At 73.9% G+C, this 25,427-nt stretch carries 24 protein-coding genes and 1 pseudogene; 13 read left to right on the forward strand and 12 right to left on the reverse strand.

All coding sequences use genetic code 11. The features are described 5' to 3' along the window. Nucleotides 1–434, reverse strand: a pseudogene (locus tag ADY59_RS35440) (hypothetical protein); the annotation flags it as partial. Between the two features lie 76 nt (nt 435–510). Here ADY59_RS35440 and ADY59_RS35445 point away from each other — a divergent pair. Continuing rightward, complete coding sequence (locus ADY59_RS35445; RefSeq protein WP_049571892.1) at nt 511–1,086, forward strand: HXXEE domain-containing protein; 576 nt, start codon at nt 511–513, stop codon at nt 1,084–1,086. A gap of 25 nt (nt 1,087–1,111) precedes the next feature. Here the strand turns inward: ADY59_RS35445 and ADY59_RS35450 are convergent, their stop codons facing one another. The 3 genes from ADY59_RS35450 to ADY59_RS35460 form a co-directional block, all read right to left on the reverse strand. After that, entirely contained in the window at nt 1,112–2,011 is a 900-nt protein-coding gene (locus tag ADY59_RS35450) for a zinc-binding dehydrogenase (RefSeq protein ID WP_049571895.1), read from the reverse strand. A 107-nt stretch (nt 2,012–2,118) separates the two neighbouring features. After that, a complete protein-coding gene (locus tag ADY59_RS35455; protein WP_049571898.1) occupies nt 2,119–2,844 on the reverse strand; it encodes a type 1 glutamine amidotransferase in 726 nt (241 codons plus the stop codon). Nucleotides 2,845–2,924: 80 nt separating this feature from the next. Further along, a complete protein-coding gene (locus ADY59_RS35460; protein WP_049571901.1) occupies nt 2,925–3,638 on the reverse strand; it encodes a PaaI family thioesterase in 714 nt (237 codons plus the stop codon). A gap of 284 nt (nt 3,639–3,922) precedes the next feature. Here ADY59_RS35460 and ADY59_RS53550 point away from each other — a divergent pair, with 284 nt between their 5' ends. Next, nucleotides 3,923–4,702, forward strand: a complete 780-nt coding sequence (locus ADY59_RS53550; protein ID WP_063780887.1) for a potassium channel family protein — start codon at nt 3,923–3,925, stop codon at nt 4,700–4,702. Nucleotides 4,703–4,754: 52 nt separating this feature from the next. Here the strand turns inward: ADY59_RS53550 and ADY59_RS35470 are convergent, their stop codons facing one another. After that, nucleotides 4,755–6,116 (reverse strand): glutamine synthetase family protein, encoded by a 1,362-nt coding sequence (locus ADY59_RS35470; RefSeq protein WP_049571904.1) that lies wholly within the window; start codon nt 6,114–6,116, stop codon nt 4,755–4,757. A gap of 152 nt (nt 6,117–6,268) precedes the next feature. Between ADY59_RS35470 and ADY59_RS50565 the strand changes: the two genes are divergently transcribed. Together ADY59_RS50565 and ADY59_RS35480 are read left to right on the forward strand one after the other, a co-directional pair. Next, entirely contained in the window at nt 6,269–6,814 is a 546-nt protein-coding gene (locus tag ADY59_RS50565; protein WP_049571952.1) for an EF-hand domain-containing protein, read from the forward strand. Then, nucleotides 6,811–7,839 carry a terpene synthase family protein gene (locus tag ADY59_RS35480; RefSeq protein ID WP_049571907.1) on the forward strand — a complete coding sequence of 343 codons (1,029 nt, stop codon included), beginning with the start codon at nt 6,811–6,813 and terminating at the stop codon, nt 7,837–7,839. The genes ADY59_RS50565 and ADY59_RS35480 overlap by 4 nt, the downstream gene beginning before the upstream one ends. Here ADY59_RS35480 and ADY59_RS35485 read toward each other — a convergent pair. Next, complete coding sequence (locus ADY59_RS35485) at nt 7,830–8,801, reverse strand: DUF5937 family protein (RefSeq protein WP_049571909.1); 972 nt, start codon at nt 8,799–8,801, stop codon at nt 7,830–7,832. The two genes, ADY59_RS35480 and ADY59_RS35485, sit on opposite strands and share 10 nt — an antisense overlap. A 60-nt stretch (nt 8,802–8,861) precedes the next feature. Between ADY59_RS35485 and ADY59_RS35490 the strand changes: the two genes are divergently transcribed. From ADY59_RS35490 to ADY59_RS35500, 3 genes are all read left to right on the forward strand, one after another. Continuing rightward, nucleotides 8,862–10,058 carry an MDR family MFS transporter gene (locus ADY59_RS35490; protein WP_049571912.1) on the forward strand — a complete coding sequence of 399 codons (1,197 nt, stop codon included), beginning with the start codon at nt 8,862–8,864 and terminating at the stop codon, nt 10,056–10,058. Between the two features lie 103 nt (nt 10,059–10,161). Beyond that, nucleotides 10,162–11,628: a BTAD domain-containing putative transcriptional regulator gene (locus ADY59_RS53785; protein WP_049571915.1), complete on the forward strand. Its 1,467-nt coding sequence runs from the start codon at nt 10,162–10,164 to the stop codon at nt 11,626–11,628. A 53-nt stretch (nt 11,629–11,681) separates the two neighbouring features. Then, complete coding sequence (locus tag ADY59_RS35500) at nt 11,682–13,454, forward strand: NAD+ synthase (protein ID WP_049571954.1); 1,773 nt, start codon at nt 11,682–11,684, stop codon at nt 13,452–13,454. A gap of 18 nt (nt 13,455–13,472) precedes the next feature. Here ADY59_RS35500 and ADY59_RS35505 read toward each other — a convergent pair whose 3' ends face one another. The 3 genes from ADY59_RS35505 to ADY59_RS35515 all read right to left on the reverse strand — a co-directional run bounded on the left by ADY59_RS35505 (nt 13,473) and on the right by ADY59_RS35515 (nt 16,972). Beyond that, nucleotides 13,473–14,084, reverse strand: coding sequence for a TetR/AcrR family transcriptional regulator (locus tag ADY59_RS35505; RefSeq protein WP_049571917.1), 612 nt, complete (start codon nt 14,082–14,084; stop codon nt 13,473–13,475). A gap of 7 nt (nt 14,085–14,091) precedes the next feature. After that, the gene (locus ADY59_RS35510) at nt 14,092–15,642 is read right to left on the reverse strand and encodes an MFS transporter (protein ID WP_049571920.1); all 1,551 of its coding nucleotides are present in this window, start codon (nt 15,640–15,642) and stop codon (nt 14,092–14,094) included. Nucleotides 15,643–15,724: 82 nt separating this feature from the next. Continuing rightward, nucleotides 15,725–16,972, reverse strand: coding sequence for an MFS transporter (locus ADY59_RS35515; RefSeq protein WP_063780888.1), 1,248 nt, complete (start codon nt 16,970–16,972; stop codon nt 15,725–15,727). A 134-nt stretch (nt 16,973–17,106) separates the two neighbouring features. On the opposite strand from ADY59_RS35515, the gene panB reads away from it, so the two are divergent. Beyond that, nucleotides 17,107–17,934: a 3-methyl-2-oxobutanoate hydroxymethyltransferase gene (panB, locus tag ADY59_RS35520; protein ID WP_049571923.1), complete on the forward strand. Its 828-nt coding sequence runs from the start codon at nt 17,107–17,109 to the stop codon at nt 17,932–17,934. 55 nt (nt 17,935–17,989) lie between these two features. Here the strand turns inward: panB and ADY59_RS35525 are convergent, their stop codons facing one another. Genes ADY59_RS35525 through ADY59_RS35535 form a run of 3 tightly spaced genes read right to left on the reverse strand, consistent with a single transcriptional unit; the run spans nt 17,990 to nt 20,406 of the window. Then, on the reverse strand, nt 17,990–18,910 hold the full coding sequence (locus tag ADY59_RS35525; protein WP_049571925.1) for a threonine/serine dehydratase: 921 nt from the start codon (nt 18,908–18,910) through the stop codon (nt 17,990–17,992). Beyond that, complete coding sequence (locus ADY59_RS35530) at nt 18,910–19,206, reverse strand: ArsR/SmtB family transcription factor (RefSeq protein WP_049571928.1); 297 nt, start codon at nt 19,204–19,206, stop codon at nt 18,910–18,912. The genes ADY59_RS35525 and ADY59_RS35530 overlap by 1 nt, the downstream gene beginning before the upstream one ends. Nucleotides 19,207–19,233: 27 nt before the next feature. Further along, the gene (locus ADY59_RS35535) at nt 19,234–20,406 is read right to left on the reverse strand and encodes a trans-sulfuration enzyme family protein (RefSeq protein WP_049571930.1); all 1,173 of its coding nucleotides are present in this window, start codon (nt 20,404–20,406) and stop codon (nt 19,234–19,236) included. 60 nt (nt 20,407–20,466) lie between these two features. On the opposite strand from ADY59_RS35535, the gene yczR reads away from it, so the two are divergent. The 5 genes from yczR to ADY59_RS35560 all read left to right on the forward strand — a co-directional run. Further along, a complete protein-coding gene (yczR, locus tag ADY59_RS35540; protein WP_049571933.1) occupies nt 20,467–21,924 on the forward strand; it encodes an aminotransferase-like domain-containing protein in 1,458 nt (485 codons plus the stop codon). 55 nt (nt 21,925–21,979) lie between these two features. Then, nucleotides 21,980–22,690 carry a hypothetical protein gene (locus ADY59_RS35545; protein ID WP_049571936.1) on the forward strand — a complete coding sequence of 237 codons (711 nt, stop codon included), beginning with the start codon at nt 21,980–21,982 and terminating at the stop codon, nt 22,688–22,690. 45 nt (nt 22,691–22,735) lie between these two features. Then, on the forward strand, nt 22,736–23,623 hold the full coding sequence (locus ADY59_RS35550) for an ABC transporter ATP-binding protein (protein ID WP_049571937.1): 888 nt from the start codon (nt 22,736–22,738) through the stop codon (nt 23,621–23,623). Continuing rightward, nucleotides 23,620–24,333, forward strand: a complete 714-nt coding sequence (locus ADY59_RS35555) for an ABC transporter permease (protein ID WP_049571940.1) — start codon at nt 23,620–23,622, stop codon at nt 24,331–24,333. The genes ADY59_RS35550 and ADY59_RS35555 overlap by 4 nt, the downstream gene beginning before the upstream one ends. A gap of 8 nt (nt 24,334–24,341) precedes the next feature. Next, a partial coding sequence (locus ADY59_RS35560; protein WP_197094014.1) for a sensor histidine kinase occupies nt 24,342–25,427 on the forward strand: 1,086 nt, incomplete at its 3' end.

Below are 25,427 nucleotides of genomic sequence, written 5' to 3' on the forward strand. Positions count from 1 at the left end.
ACGGTGCCGACGACCGCGGCAGGTCGTGGCTGCCCGCCCGGGTGCGCGACGTGTTCGCCGCCCTCCCGTTCGCCCGCGACCCGAGGCCCGCGCACGACTCGCGTCCCGCGCCCTGCGAGGCGGGGTTCGGCCAGCAGGCCCAGGTGGCCGGGATGGCGTACCAGGTGATCGCCCAGGGCGGCGCTGACGCCGAGGACGGCCAGGACCCGCTCCCGGAGCCGGGCGTCGTCGCGGAGCCGGGCCAGGGCGCCCGGGTCGCGCTCGGCGAGCCGGGCGAGGGAGGCCAGCGCCAGGTCGGGGTCGGCGACGCGGACGAGCGCTTCGAGCAGGTCGGCGAGCTCGGCCGGGGCCTGCTGGACGAGCCGGGCCGCCGTGGCTCCGTCGGCGAATCCGAGCTTGGCGAGGCGCGCGGCGGTGGACTCGATCCTGGGCACCCCTCCATCTTGACAGGCCCTCAGCCGCGGGGCCTAGAGTACAACGCAACGTTGCGTTGTGTTTGGGAGGTCGAGCATGGACAGGGTTCCGGCGACGGTGACGTGGGGGCTGCTCGCGGCCTGGGTGGCGCATGACGCCGAGGAGCTGGCCACCATGGCCACGTGGGCCCGCGCGGCCCGGCCCCGCCTGGAGAAGCGGTTCCCCGGGGTGCCGTGGGAGCGTCTGGAGGTGTCGCAGCGGCACGTCAACGTGGCCATCGGGCTGATGGGCGGGGTGATGGCGGGCGCGTCGGCCCTGGGGGCGCGCACCGGCGGGCGCAGCGCCACCTTCCAGGCGGCGCTGCTGGGCTTCGGGGCGCACGGGGTGGTGCATCTGGCCCAGGCCGCCGCCACCCGCGGCTACACGCCGGGGGTGGTGACGGCGCCGCTGGTGGTGATCCCGTACTCGGTGTGGGCCTGGCGCCGCCTGAAGGCCGCCGGGGTACCCGTCTCCGGCGGGACGGCCGGCTGGGCGGCGGCTGCGGCGTTCCCCCTGCTGGTGGCCGGCATTCAGGCCGTCGCCCACGCCGTCACCACACCCCGCCGGCCGGCCCGCCCGCGCGGCGGCCCGGCGGGATCGACCACCGGGGATCCGCACGCCGGCGAGGAATGAACGGGCCCCGCCGGTCCGCGACGTGTCACAGATCCAGGACGGCCTTCCCGGCGACGCGGCGGGCGAGCAGGGCTTCGGCCGCCTCCTTCGCCTTGTCCCACGGCCCTCGCCAGCCGATCTGCGCGTCCAGCTCGCCGGCCGCCAGCAGCCCGACCAGGTGGGCGAGGTCGTCGCCGAACGGCGTGGTCACGTTGAAGTTCTCGATCCGCCCCCGCGCCGAGCGGGTGCCCGCCAGTTCGAAGTCGATGACCGCGGCCTCGCGGGCCGCCCGCCCCACGGCCATTACCACGCCGTCGTCCTCCAGCCGGTAGAACGCCTGCGTGAGCTGCCGCCCGCCCACGTTGTCCAGCACGCCGTACACGCGGCCCTCCAGGTTCTCCGGACCGCGCACGATCTCCGCCGCGCCCAGCTCGCGCAGGCCCTCCGCGCGGGCGGGGCTGCCGACGGAGGCGACGACACGCGCCCCCTCACGGGCGGCGAGCTGTACGGCGTAGCGGCCGACGCCGCCGGACGCCCCGGTGACCAGGACACGGCGGCCGGTCAGCGGGCCGAGCCGGCGGACCGCCTGCAGCGCCGCGACCCCGGCGACCGGCAGCGCGCCGGCCGTCCCCAGGTCGACCGCCTCGGGAACGACGGCCAGCTCGGCGGTGTCCACGGCACGCAGCTCCGCCCAGGCCCCCGACCAGCCGAACGTGACCACGCGGGCGCCGGCGGCGGGACCCGAGCCGTCGGCGGCGGCCCGGACGACCACCCCGGCGGCGTCCCATCCCGGGACGTGGCCGGGCCGGACGTCCGCGCTCCGGTAGGCGACCTCACCGAAGTTGAGCGAGAAGGACGCCACCCGCACCAGCGCCTGGGAGGGCGTGGGCACCGGGTCGGGCACCACGCCGAAGGTGAGGTCCGGGTCGTGGATCAGGGCTCGCATCGCTGTTCCTCCATGCTGGGTGACAGCCACGACCCTGACGGAACCCGCGCACGATCGGCTGAGGGTTGGCGCACGGCCGTACCCTCGCCCGCCGAGCGGGCGCGAGGCTACCTCGCGGAGGGCAGCTCAGCTGCCGGGACCCTGGAGGGGGCGGTGCGGACCACCTCGGTGAAGGCTTCCGCCATCGGACGCCAGGCGGCTTCGAGGGCGGCGGCCGAGGCGCGGACCCGTTCGTCGTGCCGGTCGGCGCCCTCCAGGCCGGTGGCGGACGTCCACGAGGCGAAGATCTCCGGCGTCGCCTCGGGGTGGAACTGCACCGCCCAGGCCGCCCGGCCGAGCCGGTAGGCCTGGTTGGGGTACTGGGAGCCGGTCATCAGCGGCACCGCGCCGGCGGGCAGGCGCGTCATCGCGTCACGGTGGTACTGCACGGCCGGCACGGTCCGGCCGCCCGCGGCGATGCCCGCGAACAGCGGATCGCCGGCGGCGGCCGGCAGGGCGGTCAGGTCGCACAGACCGACCTCCAGTCCGTTGCCGCCGCGCTCCACCGTGCCGCCGCAGGCCAGGGTCAGGAGCTGGGCGCCGAGGCAGACGGCGAGCGTGGGGGTGCCGTCGGTGGCGGCCCGGCGCAGCAGCTCGCGGGTGGCGGGCAGCCAGGGCCAGCGCTCGTCCTCCCAGGCGGCGGCCTCGCCGCCGAGCACGACGAGCGCGTCGCCCGTGTTCACGGGGATCCGCTCGCCCAGGTACGGCCGGACCACGTCACAGGGCAGGCCCAGCCAGCCGCCGAGGTAGCCGAGCCCGGCGTCGGCCTCGTGCTCGATCACGGTAATGCGCATATCTCAGGATTGTGCCTGACAAATCCCGAGATATGGCGGTTGCCCTTCGCCCGGCCGAGCGCGGCCGGGCGGGCGGCAAGTCAGCGGGGAGCGATCCAGGTGGCGCGGGCGGCGGCGACGAGGGTGCCGTCGACCTCGTAGACGGCGCTCTCACCGAACAGCTTGCGGCCCTCGCGGCCGGTGGCGCGGCCGACGACCGAGTAGGCGCCGCCCGGGATGACGTCCCGGTGGAACTGCACGGCCAGGCGGCCGAGCAGGGCGGACTCGCCGGGCTGGAAGTGGGCCCAGCCGGTGACGCAGTCGAGGGCGGCGCCGACGACCGCGACGGGGACGCCGTCCTCGTCGGCGACCGCGAACGGCACCCGCCAGCCGGCCGCGACGAGGCCCTCGCCGTCCACCGGCCCGGGGAAGATGCGCAGGCCGTCGCCCGGCTCACGCAGGCCGCAGGCGAAGCACTCGGGGAAGGCGTGCCCGCGGTGCCCGGCGAACCCGGCCTCGGCGCGGGCGGCCTCGGTGAAGGCGACGAACGGCGGCGCCGGCACGTCCTCGGCCACCGGGATGGCCTCGACGAGCAGCTTGTCGCCGTCGTACAGGGAGACGGTGTTGGCGACGTGCTCCAGCCGCAGCTCGCTGTCGAGGGGGGTGGGGGCGTGCAGCGTGACCTCGACCGCCGATCGTTTGCCGTTGAGCGCGTCCGCGAGCGTCCCGGCCAGCCAGCCGCCGTTGGCGACACCCGCCGGGCCTCGGAACCGCGCGGGAACGGTCAGCACGGTCTGCAGGGCAGCCGTCGTCATGCCACACCCTCCAATATCGCCACATCGGGCGTTAAGTCCGGAAATATCATTAAGAACAGGCCGATTTTACTGGAAGCATTGATCTCCCAGCGCTCGGGGCCTGCGCTACGACATAACGCAGCAAACCCACACGAACTTCCCCACTCCCCCGGGGTGGAACGGTTCAGGTGATCGCTAAAACATACGGGGCGCATGCCACGCCCACGTAACTTCACGGTCGAAGTGACCAGGGTCACTTCGACCCCGCCGTCCCGTCCCTCCGCGGGCACGTGCAGACTGGCCGGATGGACCGGCTGACCCGCTGGGAGCGCCGCACCGGTCCGGCGCTCCTCACCATCGGCGTCCTCTTCCTGGCCGGCTGGGCGCTGCCCGTCATCGTCCAGAGGCTGCCGCCGGTCGTGGACCGCGCGCTCTGGTACGTCCAGGTGACCGCCTGGGCGCTGTTCGCGCTGGACTACGGGGTGCGGCTCACGCTGGCGCCGCGCCGGCTGCGGTTCGTGGTCAGGAACGTGCCGGCCCTGCTCGTGGTGCTGCTGCCGATGCTCAGGCCGCTGTGGCTGCTGCGCGCCCTGCTCCTGCTCCAGGTCGTCTCGGCGCGGGTGCGGCTGCCGCTGCGCGTGCGCGCCGTCGTGTACGTGAGCGGCACGGCGCTGTTCCTGGCCCTGGTCGGCAGCGTCGCGGTGCTCGACATCGAGCGTTCCAACCCCGGCGGCAACATCAAGACGATCGGCGACGCCCTGTGGTGGGCGCTGACCACGATGACCACCGTCGGCTACGGCGACCGCTTCCCCGTCACCCCGGAAGGCCGGCTGGTGGCGGCGGGCCTCATGACGGCGGGCATCGCGCTGCTGGGCGTCGTCACCGCGGCCATCGCCTCCTGGTTCGTCGAACGCTTCCAGGCGAGCGCGGCCGCGGAACGGCGCAGCGAGGCCGAGCTGAAGCAGGCGCTGGACGAGCTGGCCGGGATGCGCCGCGAGCTCGGCGAGCTGCGTCAGGCGGTCGGCGAGCTGGGCCGGTTACGCGAGGACCTGGCCGCACTCACCGACCGCCTCGGCCGCGGCTGATCCCCGTGCCCGGGCCGCTGAGGAAGCCGCCCGCCGTCCCGCGCGGGCTTACTTACAGCACCGGCAGGTAACGCCCCAGCTCGAACTCGGTGACGTGGCGGCGGTATTCGCGCCACTCCGAGCGCTTGTTGCGCAGGAAGAAGTCGAAGACGTGCTCGCCGAGCGTCTCGGCGACGAGCTCGCTCTGCTCCATGACGGCGATGGCGTCGTCGAGCGACTGCGGCAGCGGCCGGATGCCGAGGGCGCGCCGTTCCGCGCTGGTCAGCGTCCACACGTTGTCCTCGGCCGCGGGCGGCAGTTCGTAGCCGTCCTCGATGCCCTTGAGCCCGGCGGCCAGGATGAGCGCGAAGGCCAGGTAGGGGTTGCACGCGGAGTCGAGCGAGCGGAACTCGATCCGCGACGAGCCGCCCTTGTGCGGCTTGTACATGGGCACCCGGACGAGCGCGGAGCGGTTGTTGTGCCCCCAGCACACGTAGGAGGGCGCCTCGCCGCCCTGCCCGGCGATGGCCTCGGCGCCGCCCCACAGCCGCTTGTAGGAGTTGACCCACTGGTTGGTGATCGCGGTGATCTCGGCGGCGTGCTTGAGCAGCCCGGCGATGAACGAGCGGCCGATCTTGGACAGCTGGTAGTCGGCGCCGGCCTCGTAGAAGGCGTTGCGGTCGCCCTCGAACAGCGACATGTGGGTGTGCATGCCGGAGCCGGGGTGCTCGGTGAACGGCTTGGGCATGAACGACGCCCAGATGCCCTGCTCCAGCGCGACCTCCTTCATGACCAGGCGGAAGGTCATGATGTTGTCGGCGGTGGTGAGCGCGTCGGCGTAGCGCAGGTCGATCTCCTGCTGGCCGGGGGCGCCCTCGTGGTGGCTGAACTCGACCGAGATGCCCATCGACTCCAGCATCATGATCGCCTGGCGGCGGAAGTCGTGGCCGGAGCTGTGCGGGGTGTGGTCGAAGTAGCCGCCGGAGTCGATCGGCTCGGGCCGCACGCCGGGCTCGGGCCGGTTCTTCAGCAGGAAGAACTCGATCTCCGGGTGGGTGTAGAAGGTGAAGCCCATGTCGGCGCACTTGGCGAGCGTGCGCTTGAGCACCCAGCGCGGGTCGGCGTGCGACGGCGACCCGTCGGGCATGAGGATGTCGCAGAAGATGCGCCCGGCGCCGGGCGTCTCGCTGCGCCACGGCAGGATCTGGAACGTCGACGGGTCGGGCTTGGCCAGCATGTCGGCCTCGTAGACGCGGGCGAACCCCTCGATCGCCGAGCCGTCGAACCCGATGCCCTCGGCGAACGCGCCCTCCAGCTCGGCGGGGGCGATGGCGACGGACTTGAGGAAGCCGAGCACGTCGGTGAACCACAGCCGGATGAACCGGATGTCGCGTTCCTCAAGGGTGCGGAGCACGAACTCCTGCTGGCGGTCCACGGCGTCCCCTCGTCAGTGGCATTACAGGTCTCCTATCAGCATGCCGTGTCCGTGTTTCGCACAGGTTACGAGGGGCGCCGGTGCGAGCCTCGCTGACAAAGGGCCCGGCCGGACTTACTGTGATCACGCAGTCAGTCTCGGGGGAGGCATTGGTGGCTATCGACCTGCTCAATCACAAGCTCGATCGGGCCTTCGACCACATCGACGCCGGCGGCGCGGGCGTGGTGGCGCGTGAGGACCTGCTGGGGCTGGGCGCCCGCCTCCTGGTGGGTTTCGGGGAGTCTCCAACGTCGGTCACCGGCAGCAGCCTGGTCGACAGCTTCGACGGGATCTGGGCCGCGCTGTCCGGCGCGCTCGGCCGCGACAGCGACCTGAGCCTGTCGCGGGAGGACTTCCGCGAGGGCATGACCGCCGCGTTCGTGACCGGCGGCGGCTACGACGCGGTGTTCCGTCCGGCGGCGGTGGCGGTGGCCGAGCTGTGCGACATCGACGGCGACGGGCATGTCGGCCCGAAGGAGTTCCGCACGATGCTGGCCGCGTTCGGCACCTCCTACGACGACGTCGACGAGGCCTTCGAGCGGCTGGACCGATCGGCCAGGGGCGCGCTCACCGTGGAGGAGCTGGTCCTGGCCGCCCGCGAGTACTACGTGAGCGACGATCCGAACGCCGCCGGCAACTGGCTCTACGGACCGCTGTGAACGCCACCGGGAACGCGACCGGCAACACGACCGGCAACACGACCGGCAACACGACAGTGCTCGCGTCTGTACGGTCCGCGCTGCGGTCCGTGCTGCACTGGAAACCGCTGCTGCCGTTGCCGCGCAGGGGCGCCCCGGCGGCGCTGGCGCTGCTGCCGCTGACCGAGCGGGTGCCGGCGATGGCCGCGCCCTGCCGCATGCATCCGGCGGTCTACGCGATCGAGGCGGCCGTCATCGACTGGGCGCGCCGTACCGGGCTGCGGGCCGACGCCGGGGTGGGGTTCCACCGGATGGCGGGGCGGGCGTTCGCCGAGTTCGACGCGGCGGCGGCGGCGCTGTTCGCGCAGTGGCTGACCTGGCTGTTCCACCTGGACGACGAGCTGGACGAGGGGGCGTGCCGGCTGGAGGTGTTCCAGGGCATGCTGGAGGGCTCGACCGGGCACCCGCTGGAGGCGGCCTTCGCCGACCTGTGGCGGGTGACGAGCTCGCGGATGAGCGACCAGTGGCGCCGCCGGTTCGCGGTCAACCTGCAGCGCCAGCACTACGCCTGCCGGACCGAGGCGGCCAACCGGGCGTCGGGCGCGGTCCCGTCGCTGGCCGACTACCCGGCGCTGCGCCGGGGCACGGTCGGGCCCTACCTGTACGACCTGGTGGAGCCGTGCCTGCGGGTCGAGGTGCCGGCCTGGGTGCACCGGTCGGAGGCGTGGCAGGAGCTGGTGAACGCCTGCAGCGACGTCACCGCCTGGTGCAACGACGTGGCGTCCCGGCCGAAGGAGCGCGGCGACGCGCACAACCTGGTCGTGATCGCGGGGCGCGAGCTGGGCCTGGGCGAGCGCGAGGCCGTGGCCTGGGTGCTCGACCGGATCGCCGAGCGCTGCCGCGACATGCAGGAGGCGGCCCGGCGGCTGCCGCTGGACGACCTCGGCCCGCGTACCGCCAGGGACGTGAGCAAGGTGGCGTGCGCCTACCTGGCGGCGCCGCGCGCGCACCTCGACTGGCTGATGGAGTCCACCCGCTACAGCTGAGCGCCGGTGGCGGCGAGCGCGTCGCCGGTGGAGGTGCGGCGGTAGACGACCTGCTTGCCGACGCGCAGGCCGACCGCCAGTCCGCTGCCGCTGAGCACGCCGAGATGCTGGCTGACCGCGCCGGGCGTGAGCGCCATGCGCCCGGCCAGCGCGGAGGTGGTGCTCGGCTCGTCAAGCGCGAGCAGGATCGCGGCCCGGCTGCGGCCGATCAGCGCCGCCAGCGCGCCGGGGGCGGGCGGCGGCCCGTTCTCCCACAGCGTGCCGACGCCGAGCACGGGGTAGACGAGCATCGACTGGTACGGCGCGGACATGACGGCCACCGACGGCCAGTAGAACGCGCTCGGCACCAGCACCAGGCCGTCGCCGTGCAGCCCGCCCGTGGCGCACCAGGGCCGGTCGACGAGCAGCCGCTCCCCCGTCCACGTCACGGCCGGGTCCAGGCCGGCGAACAGCTCGCGCGCGCCGCCCTGGGCGAGCTGCCGCGACCTGCGCAGCACGTCGCGCTCCAGCAGCCCGTAGACGCGCGGCCAGAACTCGGCGAAGCACGCCTGCCAGTAGGCCTCCAGCGCGGCGGCGACCCGTTCGATCCCCGCCGCCGGATCGGCCCTGAACCGCTCGATGAGCGCCCGGTCGGTCCCGCGCACGCGCGCGGCCTCGCCGGCCGCCCGCGCGGGGCTGGTGGCCCGTACGCGGCGGAGTTCGGCGGCGAAGTCGGGCAGCGGCGTGTCGGGCGGCGGGGTGAGGAAGTCGGCGAGGTAGCCGGAGGCGGGCACGAGCGCGAAGAGCTCGGCCAGGTCGAGGCCGGCCAGGCGGGGCCGGACGCACTTGATCCACGGCAGGTGGATGGACTGCCGGGCGGGATCCTGGAGCGTGCGCAGGCTGGCCACGAGCTCCCACAGCGGGGAGAACGCGAACCGGATCCGCGCCACGTCCTCGGGCCTCAAGGTCCAGGTCACCGACATGGCTTTTAGTGTGCGCTAAATCGTTCGCCCCGACAAATCCCCAGATATCACTCTTAGCTGGTGACTAGCACGATTGTCGAGAAGCCGTCCTTCCTGCGTTCGCGGCTGGGCGGGCTGCCCCGCCCGTTCTGGGCCCTGTGGGGCGGCACCCTGGTGAACCGCCTCGGCACCATGGTGATGCCGTTCACCGGCGTGTACCTGACCCAGGCGCGTGGCCTGTCGCTGACCGCGGCCGGCGTGGTGATGGCGGTGTTCGGCGCCGGGTCGCTGCTGTCGCAGCTCCTCGCGGGCGTGCTGGCGGACCGGATCGGGCGCCGCGCCACGCTGGCCGGCGGCATGCTGGCCACGGCCGTGATGATGCTGGCGCTCGGCTACAGCACGTCGCTGCCCGCGATCCTGGCCTCGATGTTCGTGCTCGGCCTGGTCGTCGACGCCTACCGGCCCGCGTCCAACGCGCTGGTCGCCGACCTGGTCTCGCCGGTGGAGCGGCCACGCGCGTACGGGCTGCTGTTCTGGGCGATCAACCTCGGCTACTCGGTGGGCATGACGGCGGGCGGGTGGCTGGCGCAGCTCGGGTTCCACTGGCTGTTCTGGGTGGACGCGGTGAGCTGCGTGGCCTTCGCGGTGCTGGTCTGGCGGGCGGTCCCGGAGACCCGGCCGGCCGAGCGTGAGGCGCCCGGCGGGTTCGGGATGGTGCTGCGCGACCGGCTGATGGTCGGGTTCACGCTGGTGACGCTGGGCAACGCGCTGCTCTACTCGCAGACGTTCACCACGCTGCCGATGGCCATGACGGAGAAGGCGGGGCTGACGCCCGGGCAGTTCGGGCTGGCCATGGCGCTCAACGGGGTGCTCATCGTGATCGTGCAGCCGCTGGTGTCGGGCTGGCTGGGCCGCCTCGACCCGGCCAGGACGCTGGCGATGGGGCTGGCGGTGATGGGCGTCGGGTTCGCGCTGACGGCCTTCGTCACCACCACGTTCTGGCTGGCGGTGACGATCGCGGTGTGGACGGCGGGCGAGATCGTGACGGCGGGCATCGCGGGCGCCATCGTGGCCAGGCTCGCCCCCGCCCACCTGCGCGGCCGGTACTCGGGGCTGTTCGGGTTCGCCTGGTCGGCGGCGGCGGTGCTGGCGCCGCTGCTGGGCAGCGGGCTGCTGGAGGCCGCCGGGCAGCGGGCGCTGTGGTTCACGGTCGGCGCCATCGGCTTCGTCTCGGCCGCCGGGATGCTGGCCCTCGGCCCGGCCATCCGCCGCCGCTGAGGCCCCGGGCCACCAGGCCGGCGCGGCGCCGCTGACGCCGGGGTCCCGGGGGCTGCGGCGCCGCTGTACCGGGAGGGCCGGGAGCCCTACGCTTGCGCCTACCATGCTGACCTTCACCGCCTTGGGGCCGTTCCGGGCCTGGATCGGTCCCGACCCCCTCGACCTGGGCGGGCAACGGCAGCGGGCGGTGCTCGCGCGCCTGCTCGTCGCCGGCGGCCGCGCCGTGCCCGTGGGCACGCTCATCGACGAGCTGTGGCCCGCCGGTCCGCCCGCGCAGGCGCTGTCGACCATCCAGGGCTACGTCTCCCGCCTGCGCCGCGCCCTCGAACCCGCGCGGGCCCCCCGCGAGGAGGCCGCCGTGCTGGTGTCGGCCCCTCCCGGCTACGCCCTGCGCGCCCGCCCGGATCAGGTGGACTCATGGCGGTTCGAGGCCCTGGTCAGGACGGAGGGGACGGCCGAGCAGGTGTGGGCCGCCCTCGACACCGCGCTGGCGCTGTGGCGCGGCCCGGCGCTCGCCGAGTTCGGCGAGCTGCTGTGGGCGGCCACGGAGGCGGCCCGCCTGGAGGAGCTGCGGCTGACGGCCGTGGAGCGGCGCGCGGCGGCCGGTCTGGCCCTGGGCCGCGCCACCGCGCTGGTGCCCGACCTCGAGGCGCACGCCGCCGCCTGCCCGCTACGCGAGGAGCCCTGGCGCCTGCTCGCCCTGGCCCTCTACCGCACCGGCCGTCAGGGCGACGCCCTGGCCGCCCTGCGCCGGGCCCGCGCCCTGTGGCGCGACGAGCTCGGCCTCGACCTCACGGCCGGCCTCCAGCGCCTGGAGGCCGACATCCTCGCCCAGCGCCTCGACGCCCCCGCGCCCCAGGGCCCCGCCACCCCCTACCCGCCCCGCGCACCGCGCGAGGGCGCCCATCCGCTGCGCGTGCTGGTGGCCGACGACCAGGCGCTCGTACGGACCGGCCTGCGGGTGATGCTGGCCGCCGAGCCCGGGCTGGAGTTCGCCGGGGAGGCCGCCGACGGCGAGCACGCGATCGCCGCGGTCCGCGAGACCCGCCCCGACGTGGTGCTGCTCGACATCCAGATGCCGCACCTCGACGGCCTGGCCGCGGCCCGCCGCATCCTCGCCGACCCGGACCCGCCCAAGGTCATCATGATGACCACCTTCGGCAGCGACGAGAACCTCTACGCCGCGCTCCGGGCGGGCGTGAGCGGCTTCGTCCTGAAGACCTCGCCCCCCGAGCAGCTCGTGGCCGCCGTCCACGCCGCCTCGGCGGGCGACGCGCTCATCGACCCCGCCGTCACCACCCGCCTCATCGCGGGGTTCGCCGGGCGTGCCGACCCGGGCTCGCCGCCCGCCCTGGCGGGCCTGCCCGACTCCCGGCTCGACGTGCTCAAACTCGTGGCCCGCGGGCTGACGAACCAGCAGATCGCGCAGACCCTGTCGCTGCCGGAGCCGGAGGTCGCCGGGGCGGTGCGGGCCCTGCTGGAGCACCTGGGCCTGTTCGAGCGGGCGCAGCTCGTCGTGGCCGCCTACGAGTCGGGATTGGTGACCCCCGGCACGGCCGCCCCGCGATGACCTACTTTTCGTCGCTTTGACGATAAAAATCGGGCCGTACTAGGCTGGTGCCCGTGGCACAACTGCGCATCGCCTTGGCACAGACCAACCCGACCGTCGGCGACCTGGCGGGCAACGCCGACCGGCTCGTCGCGTGGACCCGCGACGCCGCCGACCGCGGAGCTCACCTCGCCGTGTTCACCGAGATGTTCCTCACCGGCTATCCCGTCGAGGACCTGGTGCTGCGGACGTCCTTCGTGGACGCGAGCATCGCCACCCTCGAAGCGGCGGCGGTCCGGCTGCGCGAGGAGGGGCTGGGCGAGCTGCCGGTGGTCGTCGGCTACGTCGACCGCGCCGGCCTGGCTCCCCGGGTCGGCCAGCCGAAGGGCGCCCCGCTCGACGCGGCCGCCCTGCTGCACCGGGGCCGGGTCGTCACCCGTACGGCCAAGCACCACCTGCCCAACTACGGCGTGTTCGACGAGTACCGCTACTTCGTGCGCGGCGACCGGCTGCCGATCTTCCGGCTGCACGGGGTCGACGTGGCGATCGCGGTGTGCGAGGACCTGTGGCAGGAGGGCGGCCCGGTCTCCGTCGTGGGCCAGGCCGGCGCGGGCCTGCTCGTGGTGCCGAACGCCTCCCCGTACGAGAAGGAGAAGGACGACGTCCGCCTGGAGCTGTGCGCCCGCCGGGCGCGCGAGGCCGGGTGCGCGCTCGTCTACGTCAACCAGGTCGGCGGCCAGGACGAGCTGGTCTTCGACGGCGACTCGCTGGTGGTAAACGATTCGGGCGAGCTGGTGGCGCGGGCGGCCCAGTTCCGCGAGGAGCTGCTGATCGCCGACCTGGAGCTGCCGGTCTCCGCCGCCGGGCCGGGCACCGTCCCGTACGACGCGGGCGACGGCTCCACGATCACCGTGGAGCGGCTCGTGCTGTCGCAGGACCCGGTAGAGCCGTACGAGCCCGCGCCCGCGTCCGTCGCCGAGCCGCTCGGCACGCACGCCGAGGTCTACGCGGCGCTGGTGCTCGCGGTGCGCGACTACGTGGCCAAGAACGGCTTCCGGTCGGTCATCCTGGGCCTGTCCGGCGGCATCGACTCGGCGCTCACCGCGACGATCGCCGCCGACGCGATCGGCCCCGACCGGGTCAACGTGGTGCTGATGCCCTCGCGCTACTCCTCCGAGCACTCGCTGGCCGACGCCGAGGAGCTGGTGCGCCGGCAGGGGCTGCGGTCGAAGGTGGTGCCCATCGCCGAGATCGTCAACTCCTTCGAGAAGGAGATCGATCTGTCCGGCCTGGCCGCCGAGAACCTGCAGGCCCGGGTGCGCGGCATGATCCTCATGGGCCTGTCCAACGAGCACGGCCACCTGGTGCTGACCACCGGCAACAAGAGCGAGCTGGCGACCGGCTACTCGACCCTCTACGGCGACTCGGCCGGCGGGTTCGCGCCGATCAAGGACGTGCCGAAGCTGATGGTGTGGGAGCTGGCCCGGTGGCGCAACGCGCACACCGACCCGGGCTTCCTGCTGGAGGCGGAGGAGCCGATCCCGGAGAACTCCATCTCCAAGGAGCCCAGCGCCGAGCTGCGGCCCGACCAGCGCGACACCGACTCGCTGCCGCCGTACGAGGTGCTGGACCGGCTGCTGGACGACTATGTGGAGAAGGACCTGGGCTCGCGCGAGCTCCTCGCCGCCGGGCACGACCCCGCGCTGGTGGCGCGGGTGATCCGGCTGGTGGACCTGGCCGAGTACAAGCGGCGGCAGTATCCGCCGGGCCCCAAGATCACGCCGAAGAACTTCGGCCGCGACCGCCGGCTGCCGATCACCAACCGGTGGCGCGAGAGCACCCCCTGACGGGCCGGGCCCGGCCTGTCAGGGCCGGGCCAGCAGGCCCCCGAGGACGCGGTCGACCACGCGCTCGGCCAGGTCCGCCGGGAGGTCACCGGCGGGGCCCCACTTGGAGTACCAGATCATCGCGCCGGACAGCAGCGCCATGCCGATCTCCACGTCCAGGCCGGCGTCCAGCTCACCGGTGGCGACGCCACGCGTGAGCACCTCCTCCATGGCCCGCCGGCGCGGCTCGACCGCCCGCTTGAGGAAGCGCTCGGTGAGCCGCGGGTGCCGGTCGGCCTCGCCCATCACGATGTTCATGATGCAGCGGGAGCGCGTTGTCCTGCCGTTCTCCTGCCGCATCACGTCGACCAGCGCGATCAGGTCGTCGCGCACCGACTCGCCGGCCAGCGGCGGCAGCGGCGCCTTGAGCGTGGCGAGGGCGTCGACGACGAGGTCCTCCTTGTTGGACCAGCGCCGGTAGATGGTCGTCTTGCCGACGCCTGCCCGGGCGGCGATCGCCTCGATGGACAGCTCGGAGACACCCATGCCGTCGGCGATCAGGTCGAGGGTCGCCTCGACGATCGCCTTCTCGGCCTTCTCGCTGCGTGGGCGGCCCGCTGGGCGGGCCATCGCCGGTTCCCGGATGGTCATCGCGACCTCACACTACCGCTGGTTCCTTCTGCTCCGCCTGCGGCACCGGCCGTGGCTTTCCCGGCATCCACCGGGCCACCACCGCGATGCCGACCGCGCCGATCGCCGCCGACAGCCAGGCCGTGGTGTGCATGCCGTGGACGAAGGCGTCGAAGGCGGGCTCCAGCAGGGCCTGGCCCCGCTCACCCAGCGCCCGCGCGACCTCGACGGTCGCCATGATGGACTCGCCGCCGGCGTGCTGGGCCTCGGCGGGCAGCCCCGCCAGCGCGGGTGCGATCTCGCCCCGGTAGCTGGAGGACAGGACCGAGCCGAGCACGGCCACGCCGAGCGCGCCCGCGACCTGCCGGACGGTGTTGCTCATGGCCGAGCCGACGCCGGCCTTCTCGCGGGGCAGCGACTCCATGATCGCGGTGGTGGCGGGCGGCATGATGTTGGCCATCGCCGCGCCCTGCACGAAGAACACCGCCTCGATCAGCACGATCGGCGTGTTCTGGTCGAAGAAGGCGTAGGAGGCCATCGCCAGGGTGACCACCGTCAGGCTGACCGTCGCCGAGAGCTTGGCCCCGAACCGCTGGGTGACGCGCTGGCTGAGCGGCGCGAAGATCAGCTGCGCCGCGGCGAACGGGATCATCAGCGCCCCCGCCTGCACCGGGCTGAAACCCAGCACGATCTGCAGGTAGAAGGTCAGGAAGAACATCCCGCCCATCATCGCGAAGAAGACGATGCCCATCATGCCGATGGCCGAGCTGAACCGGATGTTGCCGAAGCTGCGCACGTCGAAGACCGGGTGGTCGATGCGCCGCTCCCACCAGACGAACACGCCCAGCACCGCCAGGCCGAACAGGGTGGGCACGAGCACCTCGGCGGAGGCGATCGTGGCCAGCTCGCCGCCCCGGATGATGCCGTAGACCACGGCGACCAGGCCGACGATCGACAGCAGCACGCCGACCGGGTCGAGCCTGGACGGCTTGGGGTCCCGCGACTCGGGCACGACGGTGGCGATCAGCACCATGCTGATGAGCACGATCGGCACGTTGATCAGGAAGACCGAGCCCCACCAGAAGTGCTCGATGAGCAGCCCGCCGGTGATCGGGCCGACCGCCACGGCCAGGCCGACGCCGCCGGCCCAGAAGCCGATGGCCTTGCCCCGCTCGGCGGGCGGGAAGACGTTGGAGATGATGGCCAGGGTCGCGGGCATGATCGCCGCGCCGCCGATGCCCATCGCCGCCCTGGCCAGGATCAGTTGCATCGGGTCCTGGGCGTAGGCGCTGGCCAGTGACGACAGGCCGAACAGCAGCATGCCGACGAACAGCATGCGCTTGCGCCCGGTGCGGTCACCGATCACGCCGAAGGTGAACAGCAGCCCGGCGAACACCAGCGTGTAGGAGTTGATCGCCCATTCCAGCTCGCTCTGCGTCGCGCCCAATCCGGCCTGGGGGTCGGCGATGGTCTTCATCGCCACGTTGAGGATCGTGTTGTCGAGCACGACCGCCAGCAAGCTGAACACCAGCACGCCGAGGATCGCCCACCGGCGCGGGTGCCCGGAGTTCTCTTCCATGGGAAACCTTAATTTCGATACGGCACAGTTTCGCTACGCCACCGTATCGCAAGGCATTCCGATACGCAACGGTATCGTTTCGTTAGTTCGCTTTCGTCGGCGCTCTCGTCAGTTCGGGCGAGACCTCGTCCGGCGGCGTCTCGGGCAGGGCGGCCCTGCGCTCGGCCGCCGCGCCGCCCCGCCAGAACGGCAGCGCCACCAGCACCATCACCACGGCGGCCAGCCCCGCCACGACGAACGCCCAGGCCGAGCCGTGCGTGTCGATGACCGCGCCGGCGATGGGCGCCGAGGCCGCGCCGCCGATGAGCAGGGCGGTGCCGTGCAGGCCCATCGCCTCTCCCCTGGCCGTGGCCGGCACCCAGCGGGTCATGGCCTCGACCGTGGACGACAGCGACGGCGCGCAGAGCAGACCGGCGGGCACCAGCGCCAGCACCAGCCACCACCAGCCGCCCGGCACCAGCCCCACCGGGATGGTCAGCAGCCCCATGCCCCCGATGAGCACCAGCGGCGAGAACCCGCGCGACAGCCCGCCGTAGACGAACCCGCCGATCAGCGAGTAGACGCACCAGATGCCGACCGCCAGCCCGATCCACTCGGTCTGACCGGCGCCCTCGATGCTGCCGACCAGGGCCAGCTCGCTGGCGGTGAGCACGAAGGTGGCGGCGGCCGTGGTGCCGAGCAGCGCGACCAGCCGGGGCGTGATCCACTGGCGGCGCGGCACCTTGACGCCCGCCTCCGCCAGCTCCGCCGCGGACCTGACCGGCGGGTTGAGCACGATCAGCGCCAGGCCGGAGCCGGTCAGGCCGACGGCGATGGCGGCCAGCGTCGGCCCGCTGCCGAACGTGGTCAGGCCGAACACCGCCAGCGCGGGCCCGGTCATGTAGGACAGCTCGACGAACATCGAGTCGAGCGAGAAGGCCACGCGGCGCTGGTCCAGCGGCACCATGGCGGCCATGCACTGCCGGATCACGCTGAACACCGGCAGCCCGAGCAGCCCGGCGACGGCCGCCGCGGGGATGAGCGCCGGATAGGGCAGCGAGGGCGCCCCCGCCCAGAACGCGGCCTGCGCGGCCGTGGTGACGATCAGCACGGGACGCAGCCCGTACTTGTCGACGAACCTTCCCGACAGCGGCGAGCCGAGGGCCATGCCGACGGTGCTCGCCATCGTGACCACGCCGGCCTCGGTGTAGCCGAGCCCGAGGCCCTTGACCACATGCAGGGTCAGGGCCATGCCCGTCGCGGTCGAGGGCACCCTGGCCAGCAGGCCGACCAGGAGCAGAACGCCCACACCGGGCAGCTTGAACAGGCGCCGGTAAGGTTCGAGAGCCATTTTGATTGCTTACCTCCTGCACCATTGTGCCAAGGCGTACCGACACTTTCGCCACCGGTTCACCGCGCGTGACATCATCGGGAGGAGTCCGGGGACGCCACCGGGGCGCCTCGAGACGTTTCTGGAGGCTGCCCATGTCTTCTCCGACCCTCTACGGCGGCGTCACCGGCCGCCGCGTCACCGTCCGCGATCTCGCCGCCGCCAAGCAGCGCGGAGAGCGGTGGCCCATGGTCACCGCCTACGACGCGATGACGGCCCGCGTGTTCGACCGCGCGGGCATCCCCGTCCTGCTCGTGGGCGACTCGGCCGCGATGGTCGTGTACGGCCACGACTCGACGCTGCCGGTCACCGTCGACGAACTGCTGCCGCTGACCGCGGCCGTGGTGCGCGGCTCGTCCCGGGCGCTCGTGGTGGCCGACCTGCCGTTCGGCTCCTACCAGGCGTCACCGGCGCAGGCGCTGGAGTCGGCGGCCCGCTTCATGAAGGAGGCCGGCGCGCACGCGGTCAAGCTGGAGGGCGGCCGCCGCGTGCTGGCGCAGGTCGAGGCGCTGACCGGGGCGGGCGTGCCGGTCATGGCGCACCTCGGGCTGACGCCGCAGTCGGTGGGCACGCTCGGCGGCTACCGGGTCCAGGGGCGCGGCCAGTCCGGCGACGAGCTGATGGCCGACGCCAAGGACCTGGCCAGGGCGGGCGCGTTCGCGCTGGTGCTGGAGTGCGTGCCGGCCGACCTGGCCGAGCGGGTGACCACGTCGCTGGCGATCCCCGTGATCGGCATCGGCGCGGGCCCCGCCACGGACGCCCAGGTGCTCGTCTGGCAGGACCTCATGGGCCTGACGCCGAACCCGGCGCGCTTCGTCAAGCGTTACGCCGACCTGGACGCCGACCTGGAGCGGGCCGTGCGGGAGTTCGCCGGCGACGTGGCCACCGGCGCCTTCCCGGCGGCCGAGCACAGCTACCGGTAGGGCCGCCACCGCCACCGCCACCGGCGACGCTCCAGGCCGGGCGGGCGTACCCGGGTCAGAGCGTCGCCGGGTCGGTGTTGGAGCCGCACACCAGCACCGCGACCCGCTCGCCCGGCGCGGGCTCGTACGCCCCCGACAGCAGGGCGGCGTACGCGGTCGCGCCCGCGTGCTCGGCCACCAGGCGGTGCTCGGCCCAGAGCGCGCGGCGGGCCGCCACGATGGCGTCGTCGGTGACGAGCACGCTGCGCGCGCCCGCGCCGGCGAGGATGCCGTATGCCAGCTCGCCCAGCCGCGAGGCCCCCAGCGCGTCGGCCGCCACCCCGCTCACCTCGACGGGCACCGGGCGGCCGGCCTTGAGCGCCTCGTGGCAGGTGGGGATCCGCTCGGGCTCCACCGCCACGATCCGGGGACCGTTCCCCGCGGCGGCGCCGGTGCCGACGGCGACGCCCGCCGCGAAGCCGCCGCCGCCGACCGCCACCAGGACGGTGTCGACGCCGCCCGTCTGGGCCATGAGCTCCAGGCCGGTGGTGCCCTGACCGGCAACGACCTCCGGCTGGTCGTAGGCGTGCACCGGCAGCGCGCCCGTCTCGGCGGCGCGCTTGGCGGCGGCCTCGGCCGCCTCCGAGTAGATCGCCCCGGTCTGTGTGATCTCCGCGCCGAGGGCGCGCAGCCCGGCCACCTTGACCGGGCTCGTCACCTCCGGCACGAAGATCTCCGCCCGGACCCCGAGCGCGCGGGCGGCGTGGGCGACCGCGAGCCCGTGGTTGCCGCCGCTGGCCGCGATCACGCCGCTGTCCGGCAGCTCGCCCGCCGACAGCAGGCGGTTGAACGCGCCCCGCACCTTGAACGACCCCGAGTGCTGGAGCTGCTCCAGCTTGAGGATTCGGCCCGGCGAGACCTCCAGGACGGGCGTGCGCAGCACGTGCCCGCCGATGCGCCCGGCTGCGGCCACCACGTCCTCGTACGACACCGGCATCACAGTTCCCCCTCGATCGTCCGCTTGAGCCGCGCTATCCGCTCCTCGTCACGCCGGTAGAACACCCACTGCCTGATCCGCCTGCCGCGGATGAGCCCGGCGCGCTCCAGGATCTTCAGGTGCCCGGTGGCGCTCGGCTGGGTCATGTTCAGCTTGTTCGCGATGAACTGCGCGCACACCCCGTCGTCGACCAGGTCGCCGTAGACCTGCGGCGGGAAGTGCGCGACCGGGTCCTTGAGCCAGCTCAGGATGAGCAGCCGCGGCTCGCTGGCGAGCGCGCGCAGATCGGATAGCACTTAGGCATTTTCCTAAATGCCTAAGTGCTATGTCAAAGCCTGCTCGATGTCGGCCCAGAGGTCCTCCGGGTGCTCGATGCCGACGGCGATCCGTACCGTCCCCTCGCCGATGCCGTGCCGCGCCAGTTCCTCGACCGGCAGCGCGCGGTGCGAGGTGGTGGCCGGGTGCAGGACGAGCGTCTCGACGCCGCCCAGCGACGGGGCCAGCAGCGCGAGCCGTACCGAGCGCATGAACCGCTCCCCCGCGGCCCGCCCGCCGGCCAGGTCGAAGGCCAGCACGCCGCCGAAGTCCGGCAGCAGCTTGCCCGCGAGCCCGTACGACGGGTGCGACGGCAGGCCGGGCCAGTGCACGGCGCTCACGGCCGGGTGCTCGGCCAGCCTGGTCGCCAGCAGGCGGGCGTTGGCGCAGTGCCGTTCCATCCGCAGCGCGAGCGTCTGCAGGCCGCGCAGCGTCAGCCAGGCCGCGAACGGGTCCGCCGACGCGCCGAGCTCGATGGCGAAGTGCCACATCCGCCGGTAGAGCGCGTCGTCGGCGAACACGGCCATGCCGCCGACCACGTCGGTGTGCCCGGACAGGTACTTGGTGGTGGAGTGCAGGACGATGTCCGCGCCGTGCTCGATCGGGCGGCAGAGCATGGGCGTGGCGAAGGTGTTGTCCACGGCGACCGGGATGCCGAGCTCGCGGGCGGCCGCGCACATGCCGGGCAGGTCGGCGACCCGGCCCATGGGGTTGGCGATCGTCTCCAGGTAGACGAGCCTGGTCGTGGGCCGCGCCGCCGCGCGCAGGGCGTCCGGGTCGTGCTCGGGCACGAAGCTGACGTCGATCCCGAACCTGGCGGTCAGGTCGTTGATCATCGCCGCGGTCCCGCCGTACAGGGCCTGCTGGGCGATCAGGTGGTCGCCCGGCTTGAACAGGCCCAGCAGGACGGTGTTGATGGCGCCCATGCCGGAGCCGGTGGCGATGGCGGCGACGCCGCCTTCCAGGCCCGACACCGCCTCCTCCAGGGAGCGGACGGTGGGGTTGCTGTAGCGGCCGTAGACGAACGAGCCGTCGGGGCGGCTCATCCCGTCGGCCATCACCGCCGGGTCGTCGAAGACGAATCCCGACGTCTGGTAGAGGGGCACGGCGATCGGGCGGCTGCCCTCGATGACGGGCTGGGGCAGGTGGACCGCTCGGGTTTCGCGGCGGTATTCGCTCATGACCGTAAGCGTGTCCGGAAAAATCGCGGGAAGTCAGATCCAATCTGGCAAAATTGGTCCATGAATGGGGCCAATCTTGACGATCTCATCGACCTGCTGGGGCGATGGGCATCCGGGCGCGGGCCGCTGTACCTGCTGCTCGCCGCCCGGCTCCGGGCCCTCGTCGACGACGGCGTGCTGCCCCCCGGCGAGGCGCTGCCGCCGGACCGGGTGCTGGCCGCGCGGCTGGCCGTCGGCCGGGGCACCGTGGTGGCCGCCTACGACCTGCTCCAGCAGGAGGGCCGGGTGGTGCGCCGGCAGGGCAGCGGCACCCGGGTCGCCCCGCTCGACCTGCCCGCCACCCGCTCGGCCGACGGCGTGGTCGCCAACCCGCTGCTCATGCACATCCTGCATCCGCCGGACGGGGTCGCGCTGCTGACCTGCGCCGCCCCCGACGAGCCGCCGCCGGAACTGGCCGAGGCCTACGCGGAGGCCGCCGCCCGCCTGTCCGGCATCCGCGACCTGGGCTACCAGCCGGCCGGGAACGCGGCGCTGCGCGAGGCCGTGGCCGCCTACTACACCGGCCGCGGCCTGCCCACGACCGCGCAGGAGATCATCGTGACGAACGGCGCGCAGCAGGCGCTCACCCTGCTGGCGGGGCTGCTGCTGACACCGGGCGACGTCGTCCTGACCGGCTCGCCGACGTACCCGGGGGCGCTGGAGGTCTTCCGGCACGCCGCCGCCGTCGTACGCCCGGCCCGGTTCGACCCGGCCGCCGGCGCGAGCTCCGTCCCGGACGTGGCCGACGCGATGAAGGAACGGCCCGCCCTGGTGTACGCGGTGCCGACGGCGAGCAACCCGTCCGGGTCGGTGATGCCCGCGGGGGAGCGCCGCCGCCTGGCCGAGCTGGCCGCCCGGCACGACGTGCCGCTCATCGACGACGAGGTGTGCGCGGAGCTCTGCTTCACCGGCGCGACCCCGCCGCCGCTCGCCTCCTACTCCCCCGGCGAACAGGTGATCACGATCGCGTCGCTGTCCAAGCTGGTGTGGGGCGGGCTGCGGATCGGCTGGATCCGCGCCCCCGCCCCGCTGGTGTCGCGGCTGTCCCGGCTGCGCGCCGTGCACGACCTGGGCGGCGAGGTGGTGGGCCAGCTCGCCGCCGCCGCGCTGCTGCGCCGCCTGGACGGGATCCGGCGGGCGCGCGTGGCCACGCTGCGCGCCCGCCACGACCACCTGTGCGCCGAGCTGCGCGCCCACCTGCCGTCGTGGTCGTTCGAGCCCGCGGGCGGCGGGCAGACGATCTGGGTACGGCTGCCGCGCGGCGACGCCGACTCCTTCTCCCAGGTGGCGCTCAGGCACGGGGTCGCGGTGCCGCCCGGACGCTCCTTCGACCCCCTCGGCGGCCACGCCCGGCACCTGCGGCTGCACTTCCTGTTCCGCGAGGAGGAGCTGTCACGGGCGGTGCGCGGGCTGGCGGCGGCCTGGGACGCCTACGACGGCGCCGCCCGGCCCGGCGCCCGGCAGCCCCTCGTCGTCTGATCGCCGGTAGCTGACACGCCGCCGCCCGGCCGGCCGCGTGCGGCAAGGTTGACGCATGACGTTCGTGCTCGTACACAGCCCCAGCGTGGGACCGTCGACCTGGGCCCCGGTGGCGGCGGCGCTGGAGCGGCTGGGCCACGCCGCCGTGGTGCCCGATCTGACCGGCGTGACGGCCGGGCCCGCCCCCTACTGGCCCCGGATCGCGGAAACCGTGCGCGAGGCCGTGCGCGAGGGTGCGCGCGCGGCCGGTCCGGGCGGCGGGCCGCTCGTGCTGGTCGCGCACAGCAACGCCGGCCTGTTCGTGCCGGTGATCAAGGAGGGGCTGGGCGAGCGGGTGGTCGCGTGCGTGTTCGCCGACGCCCACCTGCCCCCGGCGCGCGGGCTGGTGCGGGCCGCGCAGGACGGCTTCCTGCCGTTCCTGCGCGAGCTGGCCGGCGAGGGCGGCGTGCTGCCGCGCTGGACCGACTGGTGGAGCGAGCAGGACGTGGCCCCCATGTTCCCGCCGGACCCGCCCCTGCGGGCCCGGGTGACCGCCGAGCAGCCGCGCCTGCCGCTCGCCTTCTACACCGACCCCGTCCCGGTGCCCGCCGGGTGGGACGCGGTCCGCTGCTCCTGCCTCTGGTACGGGCCGCCGTACGACACCGTGGCCGAGGAGGCGCGCCGGCGCGGCTGGCCGGTGCTGCGCGCGCCCGGCCGGCACCTGCAGCAGCTCGTCGACCCGGAAGGGGTGACCGCAGCGCTGCTGAAGCTCTCGCGCAAGTCGTGAATTCCTCACTGCCGTCCCGGCGCGGGCTCCGCGAGAGTCTTGCCCATGACAGCGATTCAAGCGCGGGGGCTCGCCAAGGGCTACGGCGGCTTCCCGGCGGTGCGTGACGTCTCGTTCGAGGTGCCCGAGGGGGAGATCTTCGCGCTGCTCGGCAGGAACGGCTCAGGCAAGACCACGACCGTCGAGCTGCTGACCGGGCTGCGCCGCCCCGACGCCGGGACGGCGCGGGTGCACGGCCTGGACCCGGTGGCCGACCGGGCCGCCGTACGGCGGCGCACGGGCGTCATGCTGCAGGAGGCCGGGTTCTTCCCGGACCTGACGGTGGCGCAGACCGTCGACACGTGGCGCGGCTTCACCGCCGCGCCCCGGCCGCGCGGCGAGGCCCTGGAGCTGGCGGGCCTGTCGGCGAAGGCGGGCACCCGGGTGCGGCAGCTGTCCGGCGGCGAGAAGCGGCGGCTCGACCTGGCGCTGGCCCTGCTGGGCCGGCCGGACGTGCTCTTCCTCGACGAGCCGACCACCGGCATGGACCCCGAGGGCCGCCGCGACACCTGGCGGGTGATCCGCGAGCTCGCCGGGCAGGGCACCACCGTCCTGCTGACCACCCACTACCTGGAGGAGGCGCAGCGGCTGGCCTCGACCATGGCCATCATGGACGCGGGCGAGATCGTCGCCGCCGGCGGGATGGCCGAGACGCTGGCCGCGCGCGGCGGCCGGGTGGCGTTCCGGCTGCCCGCCGGGGTGGACCCGGAGAGCCTGCCGCTGCCGGTCACCCTCGACGGCGCGACCGCCGTCTGCCGCGCCGACGACCCCGACCTGGCGGCGCAGACGCTGCTGAGCTGGGCGGCCGGGCGCGGCCTGCGGCTGGCGGGCCTGGAGGTCCGCGCCGCGACGCTCGAAGACCTCTTCCTCGACCTGCCCGGGAGCGCCCGATGACCCTAGCCGCCGCCTACCACCTCGGCACCCGGCTGTTCTGGCGGGACAAGGCCATGCTCGTCGCCTCCGTCGTCACGCCCGTCGGCCTGGCCGTCGGGATGCCGGTGCTCATGCGCAACGTCCGCGCCGACGGCGTGAGCGCCGCCACCGAGATCTTCCACGGCACGCTGGCGATCCTGCTGTCGATCACCGCGTTCATGAACATCGCCGTCGCCCTGACCGCCCGGCGCGACCAGCTCGTCCTCAAGCGGCTGCGCACCAGCAGGCTGACCGACGCGCAGATCCTGGCCGGGCAGATCGCCAGCACGGTCACCCAGACGGTGGCTCTCATCGCGCTGTCCACCGTGGCGGTGCGGCTGCTGGCCGACGTGCCGCTCCCGGCCGACCCGGTGCTGTACGCGGCCGCCGTGGTGCTGGGCTCGGCGGTGATGGCCGTGCTCGGCGCCGCCTACACCGCCGCGATCCCGCGCACCGAGCTGGCGGCCGCCTTCACCATGCCGGTGTTCCTGCTGGCCGGGGTGGGCGCGGGCGCGATGCCCATCCCCCTGCCGGACTGGGCGGACACCGTGCTCGGGCTGCTGCCGACGTCCGCCGTGGTCGACGCCGTCTCCCGGGGGGACGTGCTGCCCCTCGCGCCGAACCTGGCCGTCTGGGCCGTCGCCGGTCTGGTGGCACTGCGGCTGTGGTTCAGGTGGGAGCCTCGGCGATAATCATGGCCGTGACCTCCTCCTCCGCGCGACGCCTGGCGAGCGGCCTGCTGACGGCCGTGTCCGTGGCGTACTCGGTCATCGGGCTCCTCTACTTCCTCACCGGCGGGCTGGTGAGCGGGCTCGTGGCCAGCGCGGCGATGGCCGGCGTCGTCGGGCTGCACCACGTCAACACGCGTGCCGCCCTGTGCGGCGGGCTGCCGCCGCTGTTCCCGCTCACGGCCCTGCTGCAGGCGGTGGTCACGTACGTGCCGGACTTCCTGCTGCCGGGCGGCTACTCGGCGGTGGCCGCGCCGATGCTGGCCGGCACCGCCCTGGTGTTCCTGCCGCTGCGCTGGGGCAGCCTCGCCGTGGGGCTCATGATGGTCTACATGTGGGCCGGGCTGGCCCACGCGCTTCCCCTCGTCGTCATGCTCTTCTACCTGATGACCGTGCCCATCACCGGAGCGCTCGGCTACGCCCTCGTCCGGTTCGTCCGGGTGTCGGCCGACCTGGAGGAGGCCAGGGCCGAGCTGGCCGAGGCGGCGGTGCTCAAGGAGCGGATGCGGATCTCCCGCGACCTGCACGACGGCCTGGGGCACAGCCTCACCGCGATCGCGCTCAAGGGCGACCTGGCCGCGCGCCTGATCCCCCGCGACCCCGCCGCGGCCCGGGACGAGGTCGGCGAGCTGGTCAAGGTGGCCAGGGAGGCGGCCCAGGACGTCCGCCAGGTGGCGCGCGGCTACCGCCCGCTGTCGCTGACCGGCGAGGTGGACCGCGCCGTGGCGCTGCTGGAGTCGTCCGGCGTCAGCTGCCAGGCGCACCTCACCGGCACGCCGCTGCCCCGGCACGCCGACGAGGCGCTCGCCTGGGCCGTCCGCGAGGCCGCCACCAACATCCTGCGCCACACCCGCGCCACCACCTGCACGATCACCACCTCCGCCCGCGCCGGCCGCCTCCGCCTCGAAGTGGCCAACGACGGCGTCACCCTCCCCCCGCTCGCGACCGGGAAGCCCAACGGGAAAGCCTCGCCCGCAGACGCGGCCGAGGCCGAGGTCGAGGCCGAGCCGACCGGCGGGGCAGCTCCCGGGCGCGTGGGCGCCGGGGGTGGGCTGGTG

This window comes from Nonomuraea sp. SBT364, assembly GCF_001083785.1.
Taxonomy (GTDB): domain Bacteria; phylum Actinomycetota; class Actinomycetes; order Streptosporangiales; family Streptosporangiaceae; genus Nonomuraea.